The organism is Paraburkholderia sp. PREW-6R, from assembly GCF_039621805.1.
Taxonomy (GTDB): domain Bacteria; phylum Pseudomonadota; class Gammaproteobacteria; order Burkholderiales; family Burkholderiaceae; genus Paraburkholderia.
The window spans coordinates 1,955,416-1,976,807 of record NZ_CP155074.1 but is presented as its reverse complement, the minus strand read 5'-3'; the positions used below and the strand labels follow the sequence as shown (position 1 = coordinate 1,976,807).

At 63.6% G+C, this 21,392-nt stretch carries 9 protein-coding genes; 1 reads left to right on the top strand and 8 read right to left on the bottom strand.

Annotated features, from left to right (window positions below):
* The first annotated feature begins 70 nt into the window (after positions 1 to 70).
* Complete coding sequence (locus AAGS40_RS24040; RefSeq protein WP_345815501.1) at positions 71 to 1,414, top strand: hemolysin family protein; 1,344 nt, start codon at positions 71 to 73, stop codon at positions 1,412 to 1,414.
* A 118-nt stretch (positions 1,415 to 1,532) separates the two neighbouring features.
* Here the strand turns inward: AAGS40_RS24040 and treY are convergent, their stop codons facing one another.
* The 8 genes from treY to AAGS40_RS24000 all read right to left on the bottom strand — a co-directional run bounded on the left by treY (position 1,533) and on the right by AAGS40_RS24000 (position 21,319).
* Positions 1,533 to 4,391: a malto-oligosyltrehalose synthase gene (gene treY / locus AAGS40_RS24035; protein ID WP_345815499.1), complete on the bottom strand. Its 2,859-nt coding sequence runs from the start codon at positions 4,389 to 4,391 to the stop codon at positions 1,533 to 1,535.
* Positions 4,388 to 6,664: a 4-alpha-glucanotransferase gene (gene malQ / locus AAGS40_RS24030; RefSeq protein ID WP_345815497.1), complete on the bottom strand. Its 2,277-nt coding sequence runs from the start codon at positions 6,662 to 6,664 to the stop codon at positions 4,388 to 4,390. Before malQ ends, treY begins: the two co-directional genes overlap by 4 nt.
* On the bottom strand, positions 6,661 to 8,580 hold the full coding sequence (gene treZ / locus AAGS40_RS24025; RefSeq protein ID WP_345815496.1) for a malto-oligosyltrehalose trehalohydrolase: 1,920 nt from the start codon (positions 8,578 to 8,580) through the stop codon (positions 6,661 to 6,663). Before treZ ends, malQ begins: the two co-directional genes overlap by 4 nt.
* Positions 8,581 to 8,751: 171 nt before the next feature.
* Positions 8,752 to 10,971 (bottom strand): glycogen debranching protein GlgX, encoded by a 2,220-nt coding sequence (gene glgX / locus AAGS40_RS24020; RefSeq protein ID WP_345815494.1) that lies wholly within the window; start codon positions 10,969 to 10,971, stop codon positions 8,752 to 8,754.
* Positions 10,972 to 11,075: 104 nt separating this feature from the next.
* Positions 11,076 to 13,286 carry a 1,4-alpha-glucan branching protein GlgB gene (gene glgB / locus AAGS40_RS24015; RefSeq protein ID WP_345815493.1) on the bottom strand — a complete coding sequence of 737 codons (2,211 nt, stop codon included), beginning with the start codon at positions 13,284 to 13,286 and terminating at the stop codon, positions 11,076 to 11,078.
* On the bottom strand, positions 13,279 to 16,743 hold the full coding sequence (treS, locus tag AAGS40_RS24010; protein ID WP_345815491.1) for a maltose alpha-D-glucosyltransferase: 3,465 nt from the start codon (positions 16,741 to 16,743) through the stop codon (positions 13,279 to 13,281). The genes glgB and treS overlap by 8 nt, the downstream gene beginning before the upstream one ends.
* The gene (locus AAGS40_RS24005; protein WP_345815489.1) at positions 16,740 to 20,180 is read right to left on the bottom strand and encodes a maltotransferase domain-containing protein; all 3,441 of its coding nucleotides are present in this window, start codon (positions 20,178 to 20,180) and stop codon (positions 16,740 to 16,742) included. Before AAGS40_RS24005 ends, treS begins: the two co-directional genes overlap by 4 nt.
* A gap of 476 nt (positions 20,181 to 20,656) precedes the next feature.
* Positions 20,657 to 21,319: a DUF1345 domain-containing protein gene (locus tag AAGS40_RS24000; RefSeq protein WP_345815488.1), complete on the bottom strand. Its 663-nt coding sequence runs from the start codon at positions 21,317 to 21,319 to the stop codon at positions 20,657 to 20,659.
* Positions 21,320 to 21,392: the final 73 nt, after the last annotated feature.

Sequence of the window (21,392 nt, the reverse complement as noted above, 5' to 3'; positions counted from 1 at the left end):
TGCACGCGCATCACTTTCACCGGGCTTTCACCCTCTATACTGACAACTTTTGTTGCCGGAGTTGTTTGCTTTGATTCAGGTTGTCGCCCTTATCGGTGCAGTGTTGCTCGTGGCTCTGAACGGCTTTTTCGTCGCCGCTGAATTTGGCCTGGTCAAGCTGCGCCAGACGCGTGTTCAGAGTCTCGCAAAAAACTACGGCCTGCGTGGGAGTCTGCTGGCAAAAGTGCACGGCCGGCTCGACGCGTATTTGTCCGCTTGTCAGCTTGGCATCACGCTCGCGTCCCTCGGACTCGGCTGGATTGGCGAGCCCGCGTTTGCCGAGCTGCTGACGCCGGTCTTCTCGCTGCTGGGCGTCGAATCAGAGAGACTGATTCACGGCGTCTCGCTATTCTTTGCCTTCTCGTGCATTTCCTTTTTGCATATCGTGGTTGGCGAACTGGCGCCGAAGTCGCTTGCGATTCGCGAGGCGGAAAAGGTGTCGCTGTGGGCCGCGATGCCGTTGTACGGCTTTTACTGGGCAATGTATCCGGCGATCTGGGTGCTTAATACGAGCGCCAACGCGGTGTTGAAGCTGGCCGGGCTCGACGCCGATCATGGCCACGACTCGCATTACTCGACGGACGAGCTCAAGCTGATCCTGCGCGGTCGCCGCGCCAATGTCGCAACGGAACTCGGTTCGCCGGACGGCGCGTATAGCCAGGACGAGTGGAACACCATTGCGCACTCGCTGGATTTCTCGCGCATGACCGTGTCCGATCTGATGCGCCCGGCGCACGAAATGATCGGTTTGCGCCGCGATCTGCCGTTGCGCGAGAACATGCAGGTGGTTGCCCGTCATCGCTTCAGTCGTTATCCGCTATTCGCGGATGCGGCCGGTGAACGCGTCGTGGGCATGATCCATTTGAAGGATCTACTGCTCGCACGCCATGCGGGCAGCACGCTCGACGATCTCTCCCGATACGCACGCCCTGTGCAGTACGTGAAGCCCGACATGCCGGCGTTAGAGCTTTTTCGCCGCTTTCGCAAAGGCGCGCCGCATCTGGCGCTCGTGGGCCACAAGAATTCGAAGCCGATTGGTTTTCTCACGCTCGACAACCTGCTCGGCGCGCTCGTCGGTCAGATCCACGACGAGTTCCGTCAAGGCGACGCCGACTGGACTCGCATGGACGACGGCACGTTAATGGGCAAGGGCAGCCTCCCGGTGGTGTCGCTCGAGCGAGCGCTGGGTATCGATATCGACGAAGGTCAGGCCGAATCGGTCGGCGGTCTCGTGATTCAGGCGCTCAACGATCTGCCCACGGAAGGTCAACGGGTGGAGTTCGACCGTTTCGACGTGGTCGTGAAGAAAATGAAGGGACCGCGCATCGTGCTGGTTCGCGTGTACCCGAAACTCTTCGACGACGAAGGCGGCTAAAAAGCCAACTGAAACGCCAACTGAAACGCCAGCAAAGCGCCGGCTGGAAAGAAATAAAAGAGGCGGTTAAAGCGCGCGCCTTAACCGCCTCCTGCAGCCCGCTGACAGACCACGTCGATCAACTGCGCGGCACGCCATCCTCCACGAGCACGGCGACCGGCATGTTGCCCAAAGCATCACGCAGATACAGCAGGCCATTCTCGTCGACCTTTGGCGCGGCGGGACTGAGCCAATCGAACAGCGCGCGCGACGACAGATCCGACGGCATCTCGATCGCCGTGTCGCCCCACTTTGCCGGATCGACGAGTGGCAGGTCGCCTTCGTTGCCCAGCAAATCCGCCGCAAGCCGGCTCGCGATGACGACAGCCCACGCGTTGCCGTGCCGCCGGGCAAACGCAATCACGCTCGACGCATGCTCGCCGCGCACCGTAAGCGGCAGATAGGTGCTCTGGCTGAGCAACTCCGGCAGATGCGCACGCAATGCCAGCACACGCTGCACGACCGCGAGCTTCACGTGTCCGTCATGCCACGTCGACAGGAACTCTGACGGCGGCGCCTGAGCAAGCAATGACGCGCGCAGGTCGAAATCGACCGGCCGGCGATTGTCCGGATCGACGAGGCTGAAGTCCCACAACTCGGTGCCCTGATACAGATCGGGTATCCCCGGCGACGCCAGGCGCAACACCGTCTGCTGCAGGCTGTTCAGCGCGCCTGCGCGGCCAATCCGCTGTACGAACTCGTAGAGTTCTTTCAGGAAGCCGTCCCGACGTTGCGGCGCCAGAATGTCGAACAGGAAATCGTGGCAGCCGGATTCATACGCTTCGTCCGGTGCAAGCCAGCTGGTTTGCAGCTTTGCTTCGCGCAACGCCTTCAATTGCCATTGCGCGACACGTTCGGCCAGTTCCTTCACGCCGGCTTCGTCATCCGGCTTCAGATCGAGCGGCCAGCATCCGACCAGCGTCTGATACAGCATCGCTTCCGCGGCGGGCCCAGGCGACCAGTCGTCACTCGTGTCCTGTTCGGCGCTGCTGGCCGGCTTGCCGTCCAGCGCACGCCGATGCGGCGCATTCAGCGTAGACCATTCGCGCAACTTGGCGCTCCATTCGTCGGGGATCTCGCTGAGGACCGCGAGCCGGGCCCGCACGTCTTCACCGCGCTTGTGATCGTGCGTGGCGGTGGCGAGCATCGCGTGAGGAAAGCGTTGCGAGCGTTCGAGATTGGCCGCATGGAAATCGTCCACGGACAACGCAAACTCGCCCGGGTCCGAGCCCACTTCGTTACGCGAAAGCAGCCGACCGTAGCGATAGCATGCGGTGTCTTCAACCGCCTTCGCGGCGACGGGCGCGGTGAGCTGTGAAAAGAGCGTTTGCGCAGTGCGGCGGGCAGAACCGGCGTGATTGGGCTGCACGCCGTTCTGCGCAAGCTGCGCGGACGGATTGGCACGACCCGAAGGTGCCTCTTCCGCGCTGCCGCCAAGCCATGCATTCACGCGCTCGAGCGCCGCGTGATCCGAAAGCGGCAGCGACGCCTTCGCGCCCGCCAACGCCTGGTCGAAGTAGATGTTGTCCGTGGCGCTGCGCAAGCCGTTTTGCGGATAGATGCGATACACCGGGAAATGCACCACCAGTTCCGTCAGCACACGGCGCAATGCGGTGTACGTGAAGTCGCGCGTGGCGAGCGAATCGCGCGCAATGCGGTGCAACGCCCGCGCCGCACGGTCGAGTTCCGCCGACAGGTTTTCAGCGAGAATCTTGCGCCGCGCGACGATTGCTTCGTCGGCAAAGCGCGGGCTGCGGCCAGTCAGTTCGGTCCACGTTTGCGCGAGCGGTTCGGCGCCGGCCGGATCATGCAGCAGCGCGCCCACGTCGCTCATGAAATCGTAGCCGGTGGTGCCGTCCACGGGCCAGTCGTCGCGCAGCGGTTCGCCCCGTCCCAGAATCTTTTCGACGATCACATACGGCGTCGTGTCGCGCAGTTCCATCAACCGCTGCCGCAAACGCTGGCAGTATTCGCGCGGCTCGGCAAGACCGTCCACGTGGTCGATTCGCAGGCCGTCCACCAGCCCTTCCTGATACAGACGAAACACGAGCGCGTGCGCGGCCTCGAAAACTTCGGGACGCTCGACACGAACGCCGGCGAGCGTCGAGATATCGAAAAAGCGCCGCCAGTTGACTTCGTCCGATGCGGTGCGCCACCACGCGAGGCGGAAGTGCTGCCGCTCGATCAGCCGATGCAGGCGGTCGCGCGTGACCGGCTCTTGCGGCGAGTACGCGAGTAATACGAGCTCAAGCGCCGATTCGCCGTTCTGCCTGACGAATTCGCGCAGCATTTCGCGGCCTTCGACGGCACGCGGCTGGTCGGCCGGCTGCGTCGTCAGACCCTGGAAGCGTTCGGCAAGCGCAGTGAGATCGGCGCGATCGGCGCTTTGCAGAATAGCCGCATAGTCGGTCGGGCATACCGGGAACACGTGCGGTCCGTAGCCGATATAGAAGCGCCCCGTATCGGCGGCGAACTTCAGTTCGATACGGCCCGACGCGAGCTCGTCGCCGTACGACCCGCCGAGCGTCGGCAGCAACACCTTGCCGCGCAACGCGGGATCGGGCGAGTGCCAGTCCACGTCGAAGTGACGCGCATAGGCGCTATGCCGTCCCCATTCGAGGATGTCGAGCCACCAGGCGTTGCTGGAGCCGCCCACACCCATGTGGTTCGGCACCATGTCGATGATGAGCCCCATGTTGTGAGCATGCAGCTTGTCGACGAGGCGTTTGAGACCCGCCTCGCCGCCGCATTCGGCGCTTACCTGGGTGTAATCGACCGTATCGTAGCCGTGCATCGAGCCCGGCTCGGCGGTCGTGATTGGCGATGCGTAGACATGGCTGATGCCTAGCGCGGCGAAATAGTCGACGTGTTTCGCGGCATCGTCGAATGTAAAGCCTCGATGGAACTGGAGGCGCAGCGTGGAGCGCGGGACGGTCATGGCGTATCAGGCTCCGAAGAAGCGTGGTTAGAGGAAGCCGGTTTGGAAACAGAAGAAGCAGAATCAGAAGGGTGCGTGGCCGTCGCCGCGTCGCGGCGCGCGCGATCGACGGCCCGCAGGCGGTCACAGAACGTGTCGTCCTCGAACAGTTCGTCGACGGACAGGCTCATGCGACGGCGCCAGTTAGGGTGCTCGTCAATGGAACCGGGCAGGTTCGGCTGTTCGACCAGCGCGAGCAGGTCTTCCAGCGGAAAGGTCACAAGCGGTCCGGGTGTGGCGGCAACGAAAGCGAGCGCCTCATCCACGGGCGGCTGATCCAGCGGCGGCGTCCCTACATCCGGCGCGGCGACGCCGGCCTTCTGAAACGCCTGCCATAGCAGCGCACGGTCGTCGGCGCGTTCTTCCTGCGCCGCTTCTTCCGCATCCCGTCCGTCTTCGCGCTTCATGGTCTGCCCGATCTTGTTGCGCCATGTGATGTCGCTGCCCTGCCACCAGCCGGCGACGGTCGGCAGATCGTGCGTGGTGGTAGTGCCCACGGCGTTGCGGTCCCATTCGTGCGGCGGCTTGAAACCCTTGCCGCCCTCCGCGCCTTCGAACCACAGCACCCGAATTCCGGCAATGCCGTGTTCTTCGAGTCGTTCGCGAAAGCCAGGCGGCACGGTGCCGAGATCTTCGCCGATCACGATCGCGCGATGGCGCCACGATTCGAGCGCGATCAGACGCAGCAGGTCTTCGAGCGGATAGCGCAAATACGCGCCATTGCGCGCGCTCTCGCCGTCCGGCACGAGCCACAGCCGACGCAGCCCGAGTATGTGATCGATGCGAATGCCGCCCGCATGGGCGAACGCGGCGCGCAGCATGTCGATGAAAGCGGAGAAGCCCTGCGTGCGCATGGCGCGCGGCGAAAACGTGGTGAGTCCCCACGATTGCCCGGCCTGATTGAACAGGTCGGGCGGCGCGCCCACCGACACGCCTTGCAGCATGTCGTCGCGATACGACCACGCGTGACTGCCCGCACTGTCGCAGCCCACGGCCAGATCGGCGATCAGGCCGACGGCCATGCCCGCGTCGCGCGCGGCGTGCTGCGCATGCGACAGACCTTTTGCCGCCAGCCACTGCAGAAACAGATGAAAGTCCACCTCATGACGATTGGCGTCGGCGAACGCTTCCACTTCCGGACTGCGTGGATCGCGCAGCGCTTCCGGCCAGTTGCGCCAGTGCCCGTTGCCGCCTTCCTGCGAAAGTTGCGTTGCCTGCAGCGCTTCGAAGCGCGCGTGATCTTCCAGCGCGCGTCCATTGCGTTCGCAGAAGCCGTGAAACTCCAGCGCGCGTGGCGTGTCTTGCGCGCGGTCCTGTTCGCAGAATTTTTCGTACAACGCACGCAAAACCTTGAGCTTCAGCACGACGGCGTTCGGCCAGTCGATCAACGGCGAGGCTTCGAGCTTCGACCAGTCGTCCGCGCCGCCGGCCGACTCGATCGCAGCTTGCACCGCTTCCGCGCCGAACACGGCTGCCGGATCGATGTGCGTGACGTTCAACCACAAGCGCGAGGACGGCGAATACGGACTGCACCGCTGCGGCTCCGCGCTGAACATGGCGTGTGTCGGGCTCACGGCTAGCGCGTGCGCGCCGCGTTTCACACTCCCGGTGGCAAGCTGCGCGAGCGCCGTATAGTCGCCGATGCCGCCGTCGCCATTGCGTCGCAGGCCATAGAGTTGCGCGGCGACGCCCCAAAGCGGCGGCGCGTCGGGCTTGGCGTGGTCGTCGCTGGCAGCGTCGGGCGCATCGTCCGCGTGCAGCGTTCGCCATGCATCGGCGGGGGTGTAGCAGCGGCGTGGTGCGATGGCGAGCGTCATCCGATGATCGTTGATGACGAGCGTGTGATACCCGGGTTCGTCGATCGGCGCGAGCAAAGCTTCTTCGCCTTTGGGCGCAGTGAAGCGGCCGTCGATGATCGAACCGCTTTCCAGTTCGATCCGGTAGTGGCTGCCAGAGCGGATCGCTGCGGCCGGCAACGCGATGCCCCGGCCTACTTCCCCGGTCATCAGCGGCGGCAGCTTGCGGCCGGACAACTCGGCGTCGAGCGTGGCGGCGCTCTGCTTGATCTGGGTGGCGTTGCCGCAGGGCAGACCCATGCGTTCGAGCAGCACCGCGAGCGTCTTCTCCGGCACGTGCTGCGTTTTACGATGTGCGTCCTCCCACTCCACCTCGAAGCCGGCGCGAGTGGCGAGTGTGACGATCGTGTTGTTGGGGGTGGGGCGTCGGGTGCTCACGCGTTGCGCTCCTGTTGACCGGCCATGCGCGCGTCGTGACCGCTCGCGTCGTCGGAGACGTCGCCGGTAAGCCACGCAACGAACGTATTGGACGGCAACACGTTGACGTCGATCTGTTCGCGCACGCGCGGCGGCGTTTCAAAAATCACTTTGCCGGCCGGCACGTCGGCAAACTTCACGTTCTCCTTCGACAGATTCAACGCGATCGACAACGTCTCGCCATCGCCCAGCTGCCAGCGCGCGACCAGAGCGTTCGCATCGCCGCCGTCGTGGGCGACCAGCACGGTCGCGCCGAGCGACTTGCTGTGCTGAAGGCGCGGCGTGATCAGCTTCGAGCGCACCGCGAGCGCGGACTGGTAAAAGTGCGACCACTCGAGCCGATCTTTACCTTCGTCGTCCTGCGCGCGAGCTTGAGGCGACTCGGGCGGCGAAGACAACGCGAACGTCTTCGCGTCGTTCGGATCGGGAATCTGTGCGCGCTTCTTCTCGTCGCTGAACGACGAAAAGCGTGCAAATTCCTTGCGTCGTCCTTCGCGAACAGCGTCGGCCAGGTCGCCGGTGTAATCGGTGAAGAACAGGAAGGGCTGGGTCGACCCATATTCCTCGCCCATGAACAGCAGCGGGATTTGCGGCGACAGCAGCAACAGGCCGGTAGCGGCGCGCAGCGCGTCGTCGGACGTGAGTTTGCGCAGCCGCTCGCCAAATGCGCGGTTGCCCACCTGATCGTGGTTTTGCAGAAACATCACGAACGACGTGGGCGGCAAGTGCCCGCTCGGCTCGCCACGCGGCGCGCCGTCGTGAATCGGCGACGGGTCGCCCTGATAGGCAAAGCCTTCGGACAGCACGCGCGCAAGCCGGCGAATCGGTTGATCCTCATACGCGTGGTAATAACCTTCCGTCTCGCCGGTCAGCAAAACGTGCAGCGTGTTGTGCGCGTCGTCGTTCCATTGCGCGTCGAAATGCGTCTCCAGCAGACTTGCGCTGTTGTGTTCGTTTTCCAGCACCAGGTGCACATGCCGGCCATGCTGCACTTTCGCGCGGATACGATCCGACAACTCGCGCAGCCAGCGGTGATTGTCGATCGCATGCACGGCGTCGAAACGCAGGCCGTCGATCCGATATTCGTTGATCCAGTAAATCGCGTTGTCCGTGAAAAAATCGCTCACTTCGCTGCGGTCGAAATCGATCGCCGGACCCCACGGCGTATGCGTGCCCTCGCGGAAGAATGTCCGCGCGTATTCGTGGAGATAATTGCCGTCCGGGCCAAAGTGGTTGTACACCACGTCGAGAAACACCATCAGGCCGAGCCCGTGCGCGGCGTCGATCAGCGCTTTCAGTTCTTCGGGACGGCCATAGGCCGAGTCGGGCGCATAGGGCAGCACGCCGTCATAGCCCCAGTTGTGCTTGCCGGGGAAATCGTTCAACGGCATCAACTCGATGGCCGTCACGCCCAGCGCCGCGAGTTCCGGCAGGCGCTTCTGCACGCCCGCATAACCGCCCATGGTGCCGACGTGCAATTCGTACAGCACCGTTTCCTGCCACGGCCGGCCAGACCAGTTCGTGTGTTCCCAGCGATAGGCGCGCGCGTCGATCACCTCACTCGGACCGTGCACGTCATCGGGCTGGAAACGCGATACGGGATCGGGTACCGCATGCTCACCGTCGAGGCGGAAGCGGTACAACGTTCCGGCGCCGGTATCCACGGTGGCTTCGTACCAGCCGTTTCCAGTGGAGGTCATTTCGTGCGCGCCCTGGGCGGGACCATTTTCGATATCCACATGCACGCTCTTGCACGACGGCGCCCAGAAACGGAACCGCGTGCGCGGCTTCGCGCCGGCCGCGCCCACCAACTGTGCGCCGAACGGCAGGCAATGCGCATGATGATGCGCGTGCGGATCAATCGGGCTTTCTGACATGATTCTTCACCATTCGGTTTTTGCTTGTCGGGCCGCGTCTGACGTGTCGGGAGCGCCTTCCATCGACCGCGTTTTTTCTCTGCTCGCGTGCGATATTCTTGCGTTACCCGACCTGTCGCGACGCCACCCGTCGTGCATGCTTGTCGTGTTTGTTGCAACGAATGCCGCGGCCTAACTGGTCGGCGACATGTCGCTAGCAGGCGGATGCGCGCCAGGGTCGGGCGGCAACGCAGTGAGCAACCGCGGCCCATGCTGCGCGCCGGCTTTCCAGCCGGCCTGCCAATCCGCTTCTCCCACCGGTTGCGCGGCGAGCATCACGAGCCCGTGCGCAGCCACTTCGATCGCTGGAACCGCCAACCGGCGCGGCGCGCTTTCTGGTTCGGCAGTGTCTAACAGCACGTGCCATTCCAGGTGCGGCGCCGGAGGCGTGAAACGTATGGTTCCATCGCACGCGTTGAGCATCATCAGCAATACTTCCGTTTCGCCGTTCAGGCCTGGGCCGGCGCGGCGCAACGTGAATGCCCGGCCTTCCGGGTCCTGCCATGCTTCGATCGTGAGCGGGTCGCCGTGTTCGTCGAACCAGCCGACGTCAAATAATCCCGGCAATACTTCGCGATCGCCGAACAGAAAACGCGTCTCGCGCAGTAGCGGATGCTGCTTGCGCAGCGCAATCACGCGCGCGACGAACGCCGTCATTTGCTGGCCGTCCGGCGCGGCGGCGTGCTCCCAGTCGATCCACGAGATGTCGTTGTCCTGGCAGTACGCGTTGTTATTGCCGTTCTGCGTGCGCAGCGATTCATCGCCGGCCAGCAGCATCGGCGTGCCGAGCGCCATCAGCAGTGTGGCAATCATTGAGCGCGCTACGCGTTTGCGCGTGTCCAGAATGGCCGGATCATCGGTCGGACCCTCGACGCCCCAATTGCGGCTGCAGTTCTCGTTGTGGCCGTCGTTATTGCCTTCGCGATTGGCTTCGTTGTGCTTCTTCTCGTAAGCGGTCACATCCGCTAACGTAAAACCGTCATGCGACGTGACAAAATTGACCGATGCCCATGGCTTCCTGAAGCGCCGGTTGAAGAGGTCGGCCGAACCGGTGAGTCGCGCCGCGAGATCGGGCCGCAAGCCGGCGTCGCCGCGCCAGAAACGGCGCACGGTATCGCGGAAACGGTCATTCCATTCGCCAAAACCTGGCGGATGATTGCCAAGCTGATAGCCGCCTGGGCCAATGTCCCACGGTTCGGAAATCAGCTTGCGTTGCGACAGGATCGGGTCCTGGCGCAACGCGTCGAAAAAGCCGGAGCCGGGATCGAACCCATGCTGCTCGCGTCCGAGCGTCACGCCGAGGTCGAAACGGAAGCCGTCGATGTTGAACGCGGTGGACCAGTAGCGCAGCGAGTCCATCACCATCTGCAGCACGCGCGGGTGCATCAGATTCACGGTGTTGCCGCAGCCGGTGTCGTTGATATGGTGGCGTTCGTCGCCTGGAATCAGGCGGTAATAGCTGGCGTTGTCGAGGCCGCGCCACGAAATGGTCGGACCCATCTCGCTGCCTTCGCACGTGTGGTTGTAGACCACGTCGAGAATCACCTCGATGCCCGCCGCGTGCAGTTGCCGGACGGCAATGCGCATTTCGTCGAGCCGATGCGTGCTCAGATAGGATGGCTCGGGCGCGAAAAACGCCGCGGTGTTGTAACCCCAGTAATTGCGCAGGCCGCGCTCCACGAGAAAGCGGTCGTTCAGAAACGCATGCACCGGCAGTAGTTCGATGGCTGTCACGCCCAGCTTCACCATGTGCTCGATGAACTCCGGCGACGCCAGCGCGGCAAACGTGCCGCGCTCATGCTGACGCAGATCCGGACGCAACATCGACGCGCCGCGCACGTGCGTTTCATAGACGATGGTCTCGCCCCACGGCACATTCGGGCGCTTGTCATGCGACCAGTCGAAAGCTTCGTCGATCACCACGCACTTCGGCATGGCGGGCGCCGAGTCGCGCCGGTCGATGGAAAGGTCCGCGCGATTCGAATGCACGCGATACCCGAACAACGCGTCCGACCAGCGGAACTGGCCGACCAGCTTGCGCGCATACGGATCGAGCAACAGCTTGTGCGGATTGAACCGGTGTCCTTGCTGCGGCTGATAGGGTCCGTGCGCGCGAAAGCCATAAGCGGTGCCGGGATGGGCGTTCGGCAGGTAGCCATGCCACACTTCGTCGGTACATTCAGGCAATGCGTAGCGGCGGATTTCCTTGCGGCCGGTCGGATCGAAAAGGCAAAGCTCGATTTTTTGCGCGTTCGCGGAAAACACCGCGAAATTCACGCCGAGGCCATCCCAGCTGGCGCCAAGCGGATAGGGCGAGCCGGGCAGAAGCCGGTCGGGCATTGCATGCGACATGATTCCCCTTCCTGTTCTGTTTGTTGAACGCTATCGTGGGTCTTCATGCAACGGGCGCGCGGCGCATCGAATGCACGCCGCGCGCCCGCTTGACAGCACGTCGATCAGTCCGCGCGCAGTACGATCGTCGCCAGCGGCGGTAATGTCAGCGCGGCCGAATGCGGCCAGCCGTGGCTCGACATTTCCTCGGTATGGATCACGCCGCCGTTGCCCATGTTCGAGCCGCCATACACGCCGGCGTCCGTATTGAGCACTTCCTCCCAGCGTCCGCCGCGCGGCATGCCGATGCGATAACCCACGCGCGGCACCGGCGTCATGTTGCAGACCACGACGATTTCACGGCCTGCACCATCGGTGCGGCGATGCGCGAACACACTGTTGCCGCTGTCGTCGCCGATCAGCCAGTCGAAGCCGCCCGGTTCGGCGTCGAGCAGATGCAGCGCAGGTTCGTTCGCATACAGACGGTTCAGATCGCGCACGAGCTTTTGCACGCCGTGATGACGCGGATCGTCGAGCAGATGCCAGTGCGGCGACGTATCGTGATTGAACTCCGCCATCTGGCCGAATTCGCCGCCCATGAACAGCAGCTTCTTGCCCGGATGCGTCCACATGAAGCCGAAGTACGCGCGCAGGTTGGCGAAGCGTTGCCACGCGTCGCCGGGCATCTTGCCAAGCAGCGAGCCTTTTCCGTGCACCACTTCGTCGTGTGAAAGCGGCAGGACGAAACGCTCGGAGTACGCGTAGACCATCCCGAACGTCAGGTTGTGGTGATGGTACTGACGGTAGACCGGGTCCTCCTCCATATAGTGCAGCGTGTCGTGCATCCAGCCCATGTTCCACTTGAAGTCGAAACCCAGACCGCCATCCTCCACGCGCGCGGTGACGCCCGGCCACGCAGTGGATTCTTCCGCGATGGTGATGGCGCCCGGCACGCCGGGCACATAGCGCACTTCGTGATTCAGACGCTTCAGGAAAGCAATCGACTCCAGGTTTTCGCGTCCGCCGTAAATATTCGGCACCCACTCGCCGGCCTTGCGCGAATAGTCGCGGTAGAGCATGGAGGCGACCGCATCCACGCGCAGACCGTCGACGTGATAGCGCTTGAGCCACGCGAGGCCCGACGCCACCAGGAACGCGCTCACCTCGTTGCGGCCGAGGTTGTAGATCATCGTGTTCCAGTCCTGGTGATAGCCTTCGCGCGGGTCGGCGTGCTCGTAGAGCGGCGTACCGTCGAATTGCACGAGGCCGTGCGCGTCGTTCGGAAAGTGCGCGGGCACCCAGTCGAGAATCACGCCGACGCCCGCTTCGTGCGCCTTGTTGACGAACGTCGCGAACTGCTCCGGTTTCCCGAAGCGCGCGGACGGCGCGAACTGTCCGAGCGGCTGATAACCCCACGAGCCGCCGAACGGATGCTCTGCAACCGGCATGAACTCGACGTGCGTGAAGCCCATGCTTTTCACGTACGGCAGCAGGCGATCGGCCAGCTCTTCCCAGTCGAGCCCACGCTGTCCTTCTTCCGCAATACGCAGCCACGACTCTGCGTGAACTTCGTAGATGGAGATCGGCGAGCGGGGCGTCTGCTTGCCGCCGCGCGATTCGATCCAGTTCTGATCGGTCCACGGAAACTGCTCGATTTCATCCACGTGCGCCACCACCGACGCGGTGCCCGGCGGCTTTTCCGTCTGCATCGCGCAGGGATCGGCCTTCAGCGGCAGCGGATGACCGTCGCGCGTCAGCATCTCATATTTGTAGCGGGTGCCCGGACCGACGCGCGGCACGAACAGCTCCCACACACCGGCCTGATGACGCAGCCGCATGGGATGCCGGCGGCCGTCCCATGCGTTGAAATCGCCCACGACGGAAACCCGCCGCGCATTCGGCGCCCACACGGCGAACCGTGTACCGGGCACGCCGTCGATTTCCATGGGACGGGAACCGAGACATTCCAGCACTGCGTACGGGTCCCCGCCGGCGAGACGGCCAAGCGGCTCGTCGCCCAGCACGGGGCCGAACGAGTACGTGTCCTCGATCTCCTGCTCTACGCCGTGCCAGTCGATCCGCAGACGGTATGGGGCTGCCGACGTCACACGCCCGGCGAACAGGCCCGGGCGAAGCTGTTCCAGCTCGCCGAGCAGGGAGCCGTCGCTGCGCGCGACGACCGCGACACGCGCCGCGTTCGGCAATAGCGCGCGCACCACCGGACCCGCGTCCGTGTGATGCAGCCCGAGTTGTGAAAAGGGATCGGGGTGACGCGCCTCGACGAGCGCGTCGATATCGATCGGTTGGAGGCCAGCGGCCGGATCATGCTCACTCATAGTCGCCCTCGGCCGGATTAGGCGGTGTGGCGGCGCCACGCGCCTGGGTTGAGGAATCTTGCGGGGGTGTGCCGGTGTCGCCGAGCAGGCGGCTCGCGAGCGACGCGAGACCGCGAACCGGCAAACCGAGCCACGTCGGACGGTTGGCTGCTTCGTAACGGATTTCGTAAGCGGCTTTTTCGATCAGGAAAAGGTCGAGCAACGCCTGCTCCGCTTCGGGCGCAACCAGCGGCGTCGGCGATTCTGCGGCGGCCGCGCGGTATTCCTTGAGGAACGTGTCGGTCGCATGCGCGCGGAAACGGTCGAACAGGGCGCGCTTGCGGTCGGCGGTCTGCTGCGGAGCGCCTTCCGACGTGGGCTGCGCGGCGGCGCTCGCATACGACAGCGAACGCATCAGTCCCGCCACGTCGCGCAACGGACTCGATTTCTGACGACGTTCGTCGAGCGAACGCGCCGGTTCGCCTTCGAAGTCGATCAGATAGGCGTCGCCTTGCGCGACCAGCACCTGACCCAGGTGGAAGTCGCCATGAATCCGGATGCGCAGTGCGCCCGCGTTGGCCGACACCAGCTTGTTGACCGCGTCGACGAGCGCCTCGCGACGCTCCAGCAGGCGTTGCGCCAACGCCTTCGTCTCGGGATCGCTGATCTGGTCAATGCGCTGGGCAAGCCTGTCCAGCGCAGTGGCGAGCATCGCCTGCGTGCTGTCGACCCACGCCTTCACCTGCTCGGCGTTGGCGGGTTCCGGCGCGAACGCCGGGTCGTCGGTCGGCGACGCGAGCGCCACGTGCAACTCGCCGAGGCGGCGGCCGATAATGCCGGCCAGTGCGCTATAGCTCTCCTTCAGAATGGACTCTTTGTCGCGATCCGGCGTGGACTGCAATTCGGTATCGACGGCGATCGCGAGTTCATCCACCGCCCGGCGCAGGAAGTCGAGCGACCAGTTCCACGCGTCGCCCTGATTCTCCACATAGCCTTGCAGAATGCACAGCGTATGCGGCACGCCTTCCGGATCGACGCGCACCACTTCGCCGAACAGCGGCGCAGTGTTCGCGTAACCCAGCTGCGTCAGATAACGGCTGATTTCCGCTTCCGGATGGATGCCGGCGACGAGCCGGCGCACCAGTTTCAGCACGGCGGCGTCGGCGATGATCAGCGAACTGTTGCTTTGCTCCGCCGCCAGCCAGCGGATCTCCGGACGCTCGCCGAGTTCACTGAGTTCATCGAATCGCTCGGTCGGAATGAACCTGATTTCGCTCTTCTGCACGGTGGGCACGATCGCGCGCTCACGCAGCTTGCGCATCACGCCGTGCGCAAAAATCGGCAGCGCGAAAGCGTCCGTCAGATGACCCACGTTGCGGCCGCGGCGCACACGCGCGAGCGCCAGTTGCTTGAACAGCGGGAAGGTGGTTTCGCCGCCCCACGTGATCGCGATCGGCACCACGTAGCGTTCGGTGTGGTCGCCCACGTCAGCCTCGATTTCGGTGAACGCAAAGCCGCCGTTCGGAATCGTGGTCAGCGCGGCAAGCCGAACCGCATTCAGCTTCTGATCCTTCGACGCAAACCAGCGGCGCCGGCTCAGCCATGAAGGCAGCACTTCGGATTCCAGCAGACGCACGTTTTCCGGCGTCGGGCCGACCTGGCCTTCGCGTATCACGATCGTGACGAACTCCGGCAACTGTTCGGAATGCGCCTGCGCCCAGGTCGGACGCTGGCCACCCGGGCACAGCATGAACCACAGGAAGCCATACGGCGGGAAAGTCAGCAGATACGTGAGCTGACCGATGGCCGGGAACACGGAGTCGGCAGTCATTTCGATCGGCACCGATCCGGCGAACTCGGACAGATCGAGTTCGACCGCCTGCGGCGCACGCGAAAGATTCGCCACGCAAAGAATCGGCGGCTCGCCCGGCATTTCGCGCAGATACGCAAGAATCTTGCGGTTTTCCGGCTTCAGGAAGCGGATCGTGCCACGGCCGAACGTCTGCTTAGCCCGGCGCGTGGCGAGCATGCGCCGCGTCCAGTTCAGCAGCGAATGCGGGTCGCGGCTTTGCGCTTCCACGTTGATCGCGTCAAAACCGTACAGCGAACCCATGACCGGCGGCAGCACCAGCTGTTCCGGATCGGCGCGCGAGAAGCCGCCGTTCCTGTCCGACGACCATTGCATCGGCGTGCGCACACCGTCGCGATCGCCGAGGTGGATGTTGTCGCCCATGCCGAGTTCGTCGCCGTAATAAATCACGGGCGTGCCGGGCATGGAAAGCAGCAGGGAATTGATCAGCTCGATCCGGCGGCGGTCACGCTCCATCAGTGGTGCAAGACGGCGGCGAATGCCCAGATTCAGGCGCGCGCGGCGATCACTGGCGTACGTGTTCCACAGGTAGTCGCGCTCGGAATCCGTGACCATTTCGAGCGTCAATTCGTCGTGATTGCGCAGGAAAATCGCCCACTGGTTCGTTGCGGCGAGGTCCGGCGTCTGCCGCATGATGTCAGTGATCGGAAAGCGGTCTTCGCTCGCGATCGACATGTAAATACGCGGCATCAGCGGAAAGTGGAACGCCATGTGGCATTCGTCTTCGTCGCCGAAATATTCCTTCACGTCCTCGGGCCACTGATTCGCCTCGGCGAGCAGCATCCGGTTCGGATATTCCGCGTCGATGGTGGCGCGGATTTTCTTCAGGATCGCGTGCGTTTCCGGCAGATTCTCGTTGTTCGTGCCTTCGCGTTCGACCAGATACGGCACCGCGTCGAGCCGCAGCCCGTCGATACCCATATCGAGCCAGAAGCGCATTACCTGCAGCACTTCCTTCAGCACAGCCGGATTGTCGAAATTCAGATCGGGCTGGTGCGAGTAGAAGCGGTGCCAGTAGTACGCACCCGCTACGGGATCGTGCGTCCAGTTGGACGGCTCGGAATCGATGAAGATGATCCGCGTGTCCTGATATTTCTGATCGGTATCGGACCACACGTAGTAGTTGCGATGGTTCGAACCCGGCTTCGCGCGGCGGGCGCGCTGAAACCACGGGTGTTGATCGGACGTGTGGTTGATCACCAGTTCCGTAATCACGCGGATGCCGCGAGCATGCGCTTCCTGAATGAAGCGCTTGACGTCGGAAAGCTGGCCATAGTCCGGATGCACATTGCGGTAATCCGCGATGTCGTAGCCGTCGTCGCGACGCGGCGACGGATAGAACGGCAGCAGCCAGATCGCATTCACGCCCAGTGCGGCGATGTAGTCGAGCTTTGCAATCAGGCCGGGAAAATCGCCCACGCCGTCGTTGTTCGCGTCGAAGAACGACTTGATGTGCACCTGATAGATGATGGCGTCTTTGTACCAGAGCGGATCGTCGCTCAGCGCAGCGGGCTTGCCGCGCCGGTTCGTGCGCGGCCTCGCCGTATTGCCGGGCGCGTTGCCGACTGGCGATTGCGTCGTGGTTTGGGTTGGATCGTCACGCTTCATGTCGCACCTTCCGTGGTGGTTGGGTTGCCAGCGTCTGCGTGATAGTCGCTGTCGGCTTCATCGGGGCGCTCGGCGGGCAGGCCGCCAAGCGGCGCGATGCGCCAGATCGAAAACGGCTGGCCCGATCCGAGCCGGATATGCTGCCAGCGGCCGTGCCATTCGAAACGCGCGCCGGTCATCTGGTCGGTAACTTCCAGTGCGCCATGATCGTGAAGATTCCAGTTCTGGAAAGTTTCCCACGACAATTCGACGTCCGCACCCTGTTCGTTATACGGATCGAGATTGACCGCGACGATGATCACGTTGTCGCGCGATTCGGTCGCCTTCTCGAAGAACAGGATGTTGTCGTTGTGCGCGGTCAGGAAGGTCAGGCCGAGATGCGTTTGCAGCGCCGGGTTCGCACGGCGGATCCGGTTCAGCGCACTGATCTCGTTGACGATATTGCCGGGACGATTCCAGTCCCACGCGCGCAACTGATACTTCTCGGAATCGAGATATTCCTCGCTGTTCGGCAGCGCGGCGGCTTCGCATAGTTCAAAGCCGCTGTACACGCCCCACAAACCGGCCAGCGTCGATGCCAGCGCGGCGCGGATCAGGAAACCCGTGCGACCTTGCGACTGCAAGTGCCGCGGGTTGATGTCCGGCGTGTTGACAAAGAAGTTCGGCCGGTACGAGTCGCGCGCGCCGGTTTGCGTGAGTTCGGTCATGTACTCGATGAAATCGCGCTTCGTCTCGCGCCACGTAAAGTACGTGTACGACTGCGAGAAGCCGATCTTGCCCAGCCGGTTCATCATGCGCGGACGCGTGAATGCCTCGGCAAGGAAAATCGTGTCGGGGAAGCGCGCACGAATGTCGCCGATCACCCATTCCCAGAACGGCAGCGGCTTGGTATGCGGATTGTCGATGCGGAAAATGTGCACACCCGCGTCGATCCAGAACAGGAACACGTCACGCAGCGCGAGCCACAGATCCGGCTTGGCGTCGTGCGCATAGAAGTCCGGATTGACGATGTCCTGATACTTCTTCGGCGGGTTTTCGGCGTAGCGCAGCGTCCCGTCGGGCCGCCAGGCGAACCATGTCGGATGCTCCTTCAGCCACGGGTGATCCGGCGAACACTGCACTGCGAAGTCGAGCGCGATTTCGAGGCCATGATCGTGCGCAGCGGCGAGCATCTTCTTGAAGTCGTCGAGCGTGCCGAGTTGCGGGTGCACAGCGGTGTGGCCGCCTTCCGCGCCGCCGATCGCATAGGGACTGCCGACGTCGCCCGGTTGCGCGGTCAGCGTGTTGTTGCGCCCCTTGCGGTTCGCCACGCCGATCGGATGAATCGGCGGGAAATACAGCACGTCGAAGCCCATGTCGCGAATGCGCGGCAGCTTGGTGGTGACGTCGGCAAACGTGCCGTGGCGCGATTCGTCGTCGCTCATCGAACGCGGGAAGATCTCGTACCAGCTTGCAAAGCGCGCGGCGGTCCGTTCGGCGTCGATCTTGTAGACCACCGGATCGCGGCTCAGGAACGGCCGATGGCGCGCGGCGGTCATTGCTTTCGCGGTAGTCGGCGCAAGCAGCAGCGCGAGTTTGGTGTCGGGGTCGGCCTTGGTGAACACCTTGACGATGTGTTCGAGCGGTTCGGTCACCGCGCCTTCCACCGTTTCCACTTCGGCGAGCACGAGCGCAAACAGATGTGACGCTTCGTCCAGTTCGAGTTCGACGGTCTGGCCGGCTTTCAGCTTCTTCTGCACATGCTCGACGAGCGACGCGAAGTCGTCGCGCCAGGCGATCACCGTGAACTCGTAACGGCCCATCCGTTCGAGCGGAATGCGCGCTTTCCAGATGTCTAGGCCGGCGGGCTGCGCGGGCGTCATCAAGGTTTCGTGCCACGCGGTTTCGTCCGCGGCGCGCCAGACGACCGCGGCGGCGATCTTGTCGTGACCTTCGGCGAAGATCGCCGCGGTAATCTCAGCGCGTTCGCCGACCGTGCGCTTCGCGGCAAAGCGTCCGTTGTCGACGGACGGCGTCACGCTTTCGATGGCCACGCGCGGCGCGTTGATCGCTTCCACCACTGTTTTGCGGCCGCTGCGCTTGCTGTTCGATTTGTCGACCGGCGGCGCGAGACGGATCGGCTTCTCGGCCACCGCGCGGAACAGACGCACCGCGCCGGGCGCAAGGGCGAATGGCGTCAGGGTGGTCGGCGTGACGTGACCGGGCGCGTCGAGCGGAACGAAACGCGTGAAGTTGCCGGGCACGCCGTTCAGGAAGCGCGCCGGATCGACGCGCACCGGCGCGCCGAGTTCAGGATTGATGGCGATGAGGATGGCTTCGTCCGCGCCGCGCACGTCGGGCCGATTGGCGCGCAGCAGAACGGCGGCAGGCGCGCCGGGACCGCTGAGCGGGCGCAGCTCTCCGTTTGCGTGCAGCACGCCCGTTTTGCCTGCTACCTCGTTCAGATGCGCGATCGGCGCGGTCAGATCGAATTGCTTCGACTGACAAGCCAAAGCAAATTGCGATGCGTCGCCACGCGTCTGCGACATCGGTTCGCCGATGCCGTATTCGAAACCCATGGGCATCATCCAGCCGCTGCCGATCGAGGCTGCCGTGAAGAGCGCGCGGCGGTAGGCTCGCTCGACAATGGTGGCGTCATGAGTATCGGTCAGCTCGGAAACGAGGCGATTGCCGTAAGGTGCTTCGGGAAACGCGATCGGCGCACCCACACGGGCAAGCGCGGCATGTTCCTCCACCATCCAGCTGGCGCGAAAGTCCCACCAGCGCACCGACGAAAACACGCTGTCGAAGCCCGCGCCTTGCAGCCCGAGCAGATCGTCACGCGAGAGACCGGGCGTGGCGGCGAGAAAGCGCAGGTTGGGGTGGCTGGCACGCACCGCATCGCGCAGGCGGCGCCAGACCTCGGCCGGTACCCGATGCGGCGAGTCGAACCGGAAGCCGCCCACGCCGGCGTCGGCGAGCGTCAGCAATTGCTGCGTCCACCAGCCCACGAGCGCGTCGGTCGTGCCCGGGTCGTCGAAGTTGGCATACGCAACGTTATCTTCGCGATGCACATGGCGCGGGTCGAGCCGCGCCTCTTCGGATTCGAATGGATGGAACCAGTCGGCATGCTCGGCATACAGCGCGCCGTCGGCGGCCATCCGGTCGATCACCAGATCGACCAGCACCGTCAGGCCCTGCTGACCTGCAGCGGCCGTCAGCGATTTAACGGCCTGAGTGACCGGCTCGTGTGCCTCGAACACGGGATGCAGGCGGGCATGATTGCCCACCACCTGCCCATGTCCCGCCCGTCCGGGCTCGAACGGGCTGCCGATCAGCGCATGATCGAAGCCCAGCGCCGCCGCGTGAGCGAACTGCGCTGGCCATGCATCGAGTGGCCCAACCAGAAGTGAATGAAAAAAGTAGATCCGCGGCGCGTACCCGTTTGGAGATTCCATCGGTCGTTTCCAGATTGTCCTGCTGCGGTGTGGATGCAAAGGCATGCGATCACAGCGCTCATTGGGCTTCCAGAGTTCCAAAGCCGGATACCGCGCACAGCGTGAAGCGAGGGCGCGTACTGGTCAATGTAGTGCAAAGATCGTCACGCCGCTGGCCAGCGGGAGGTGCATGAACCCCAATGCGGCATGAGACGTCTTGGATGCACGCGCCAACCGGCCAGAACTGTTGCGTAGACGCAGCAAACCTTGTGCCACTGAGATTCGCCTGGAGCGGGGGTGAGGTTAAGTGTGCGCCCTGTAAGAAAGAGACCAGCCGTTTGCATTGCGTTGATCAGACGAGATGCACACGCCGCGTGTGTAAAAGCGGTGGCGGCGGTCCGCGATTTACATGGAGCGCAGTTGAGCGGGTGGCCGCGTCGACGCGCTTGTCGCAAAACGAGAAGTTGAGGCGCGTGACACTGCCGCCATCCTGGCTGTCACGAGCCGAGCAGGCCGGCGGCGATATTCACGCACAGGCCAAGGACCGCGACGTTGAAGTAGAACGACAGGATCGATTGGGCAAGCGTCGCGCGTCGAGCCGTGCGTGAGCGCAGCACGACGTCGGAAGTCTGCGAAGCTACCGCAATGGTGAACGAGAAGTACAGGAAATCCCAGTAGTCGGGTTCGAGACTGTGATCGGGAAAGAGCAGCGCGGTTTCCGGCGTGTCCGGATCGTAATAGAGACGCGCATAGTGCAGCGTGAAAATCGTCGGGATCATGAACCACGCGCCGATCATCGTAAGACCGGTCAATACGTAATGCCAGACCGTGGAGGCGCCTGCCGTGCCTTTCGCCGACGCCAGCTCCATCACGATCGCAACGATACTCGCGATCGTCGCGACGCAGATCACGATGAGCACCACACCTGCGTTCTCGTCGTCACGTCGCGCGAAGTCGCGTACACGGCCTTCGTCCGCGAGGGCCATGTGTGTCCAGATCATCGCGAGGTAACTCCATACTGCGGCATCCCAGCCGACCAGTACGCGAACCATTGGCCGCGAGTGTTCAGGGACAACGAGCGCGGCAACTATACCGAAAGCCAGGCCGACGATCATTCGTGGCCGGTTGCGTAAAACCTGTGGGTAGTATTTGGTAAGCATGAATGTCGGTGGGATGTCCTGTCGCGGATTCTACCCGCGCTTCGGGCACCATTTGTGGATGAATTGAAGACCC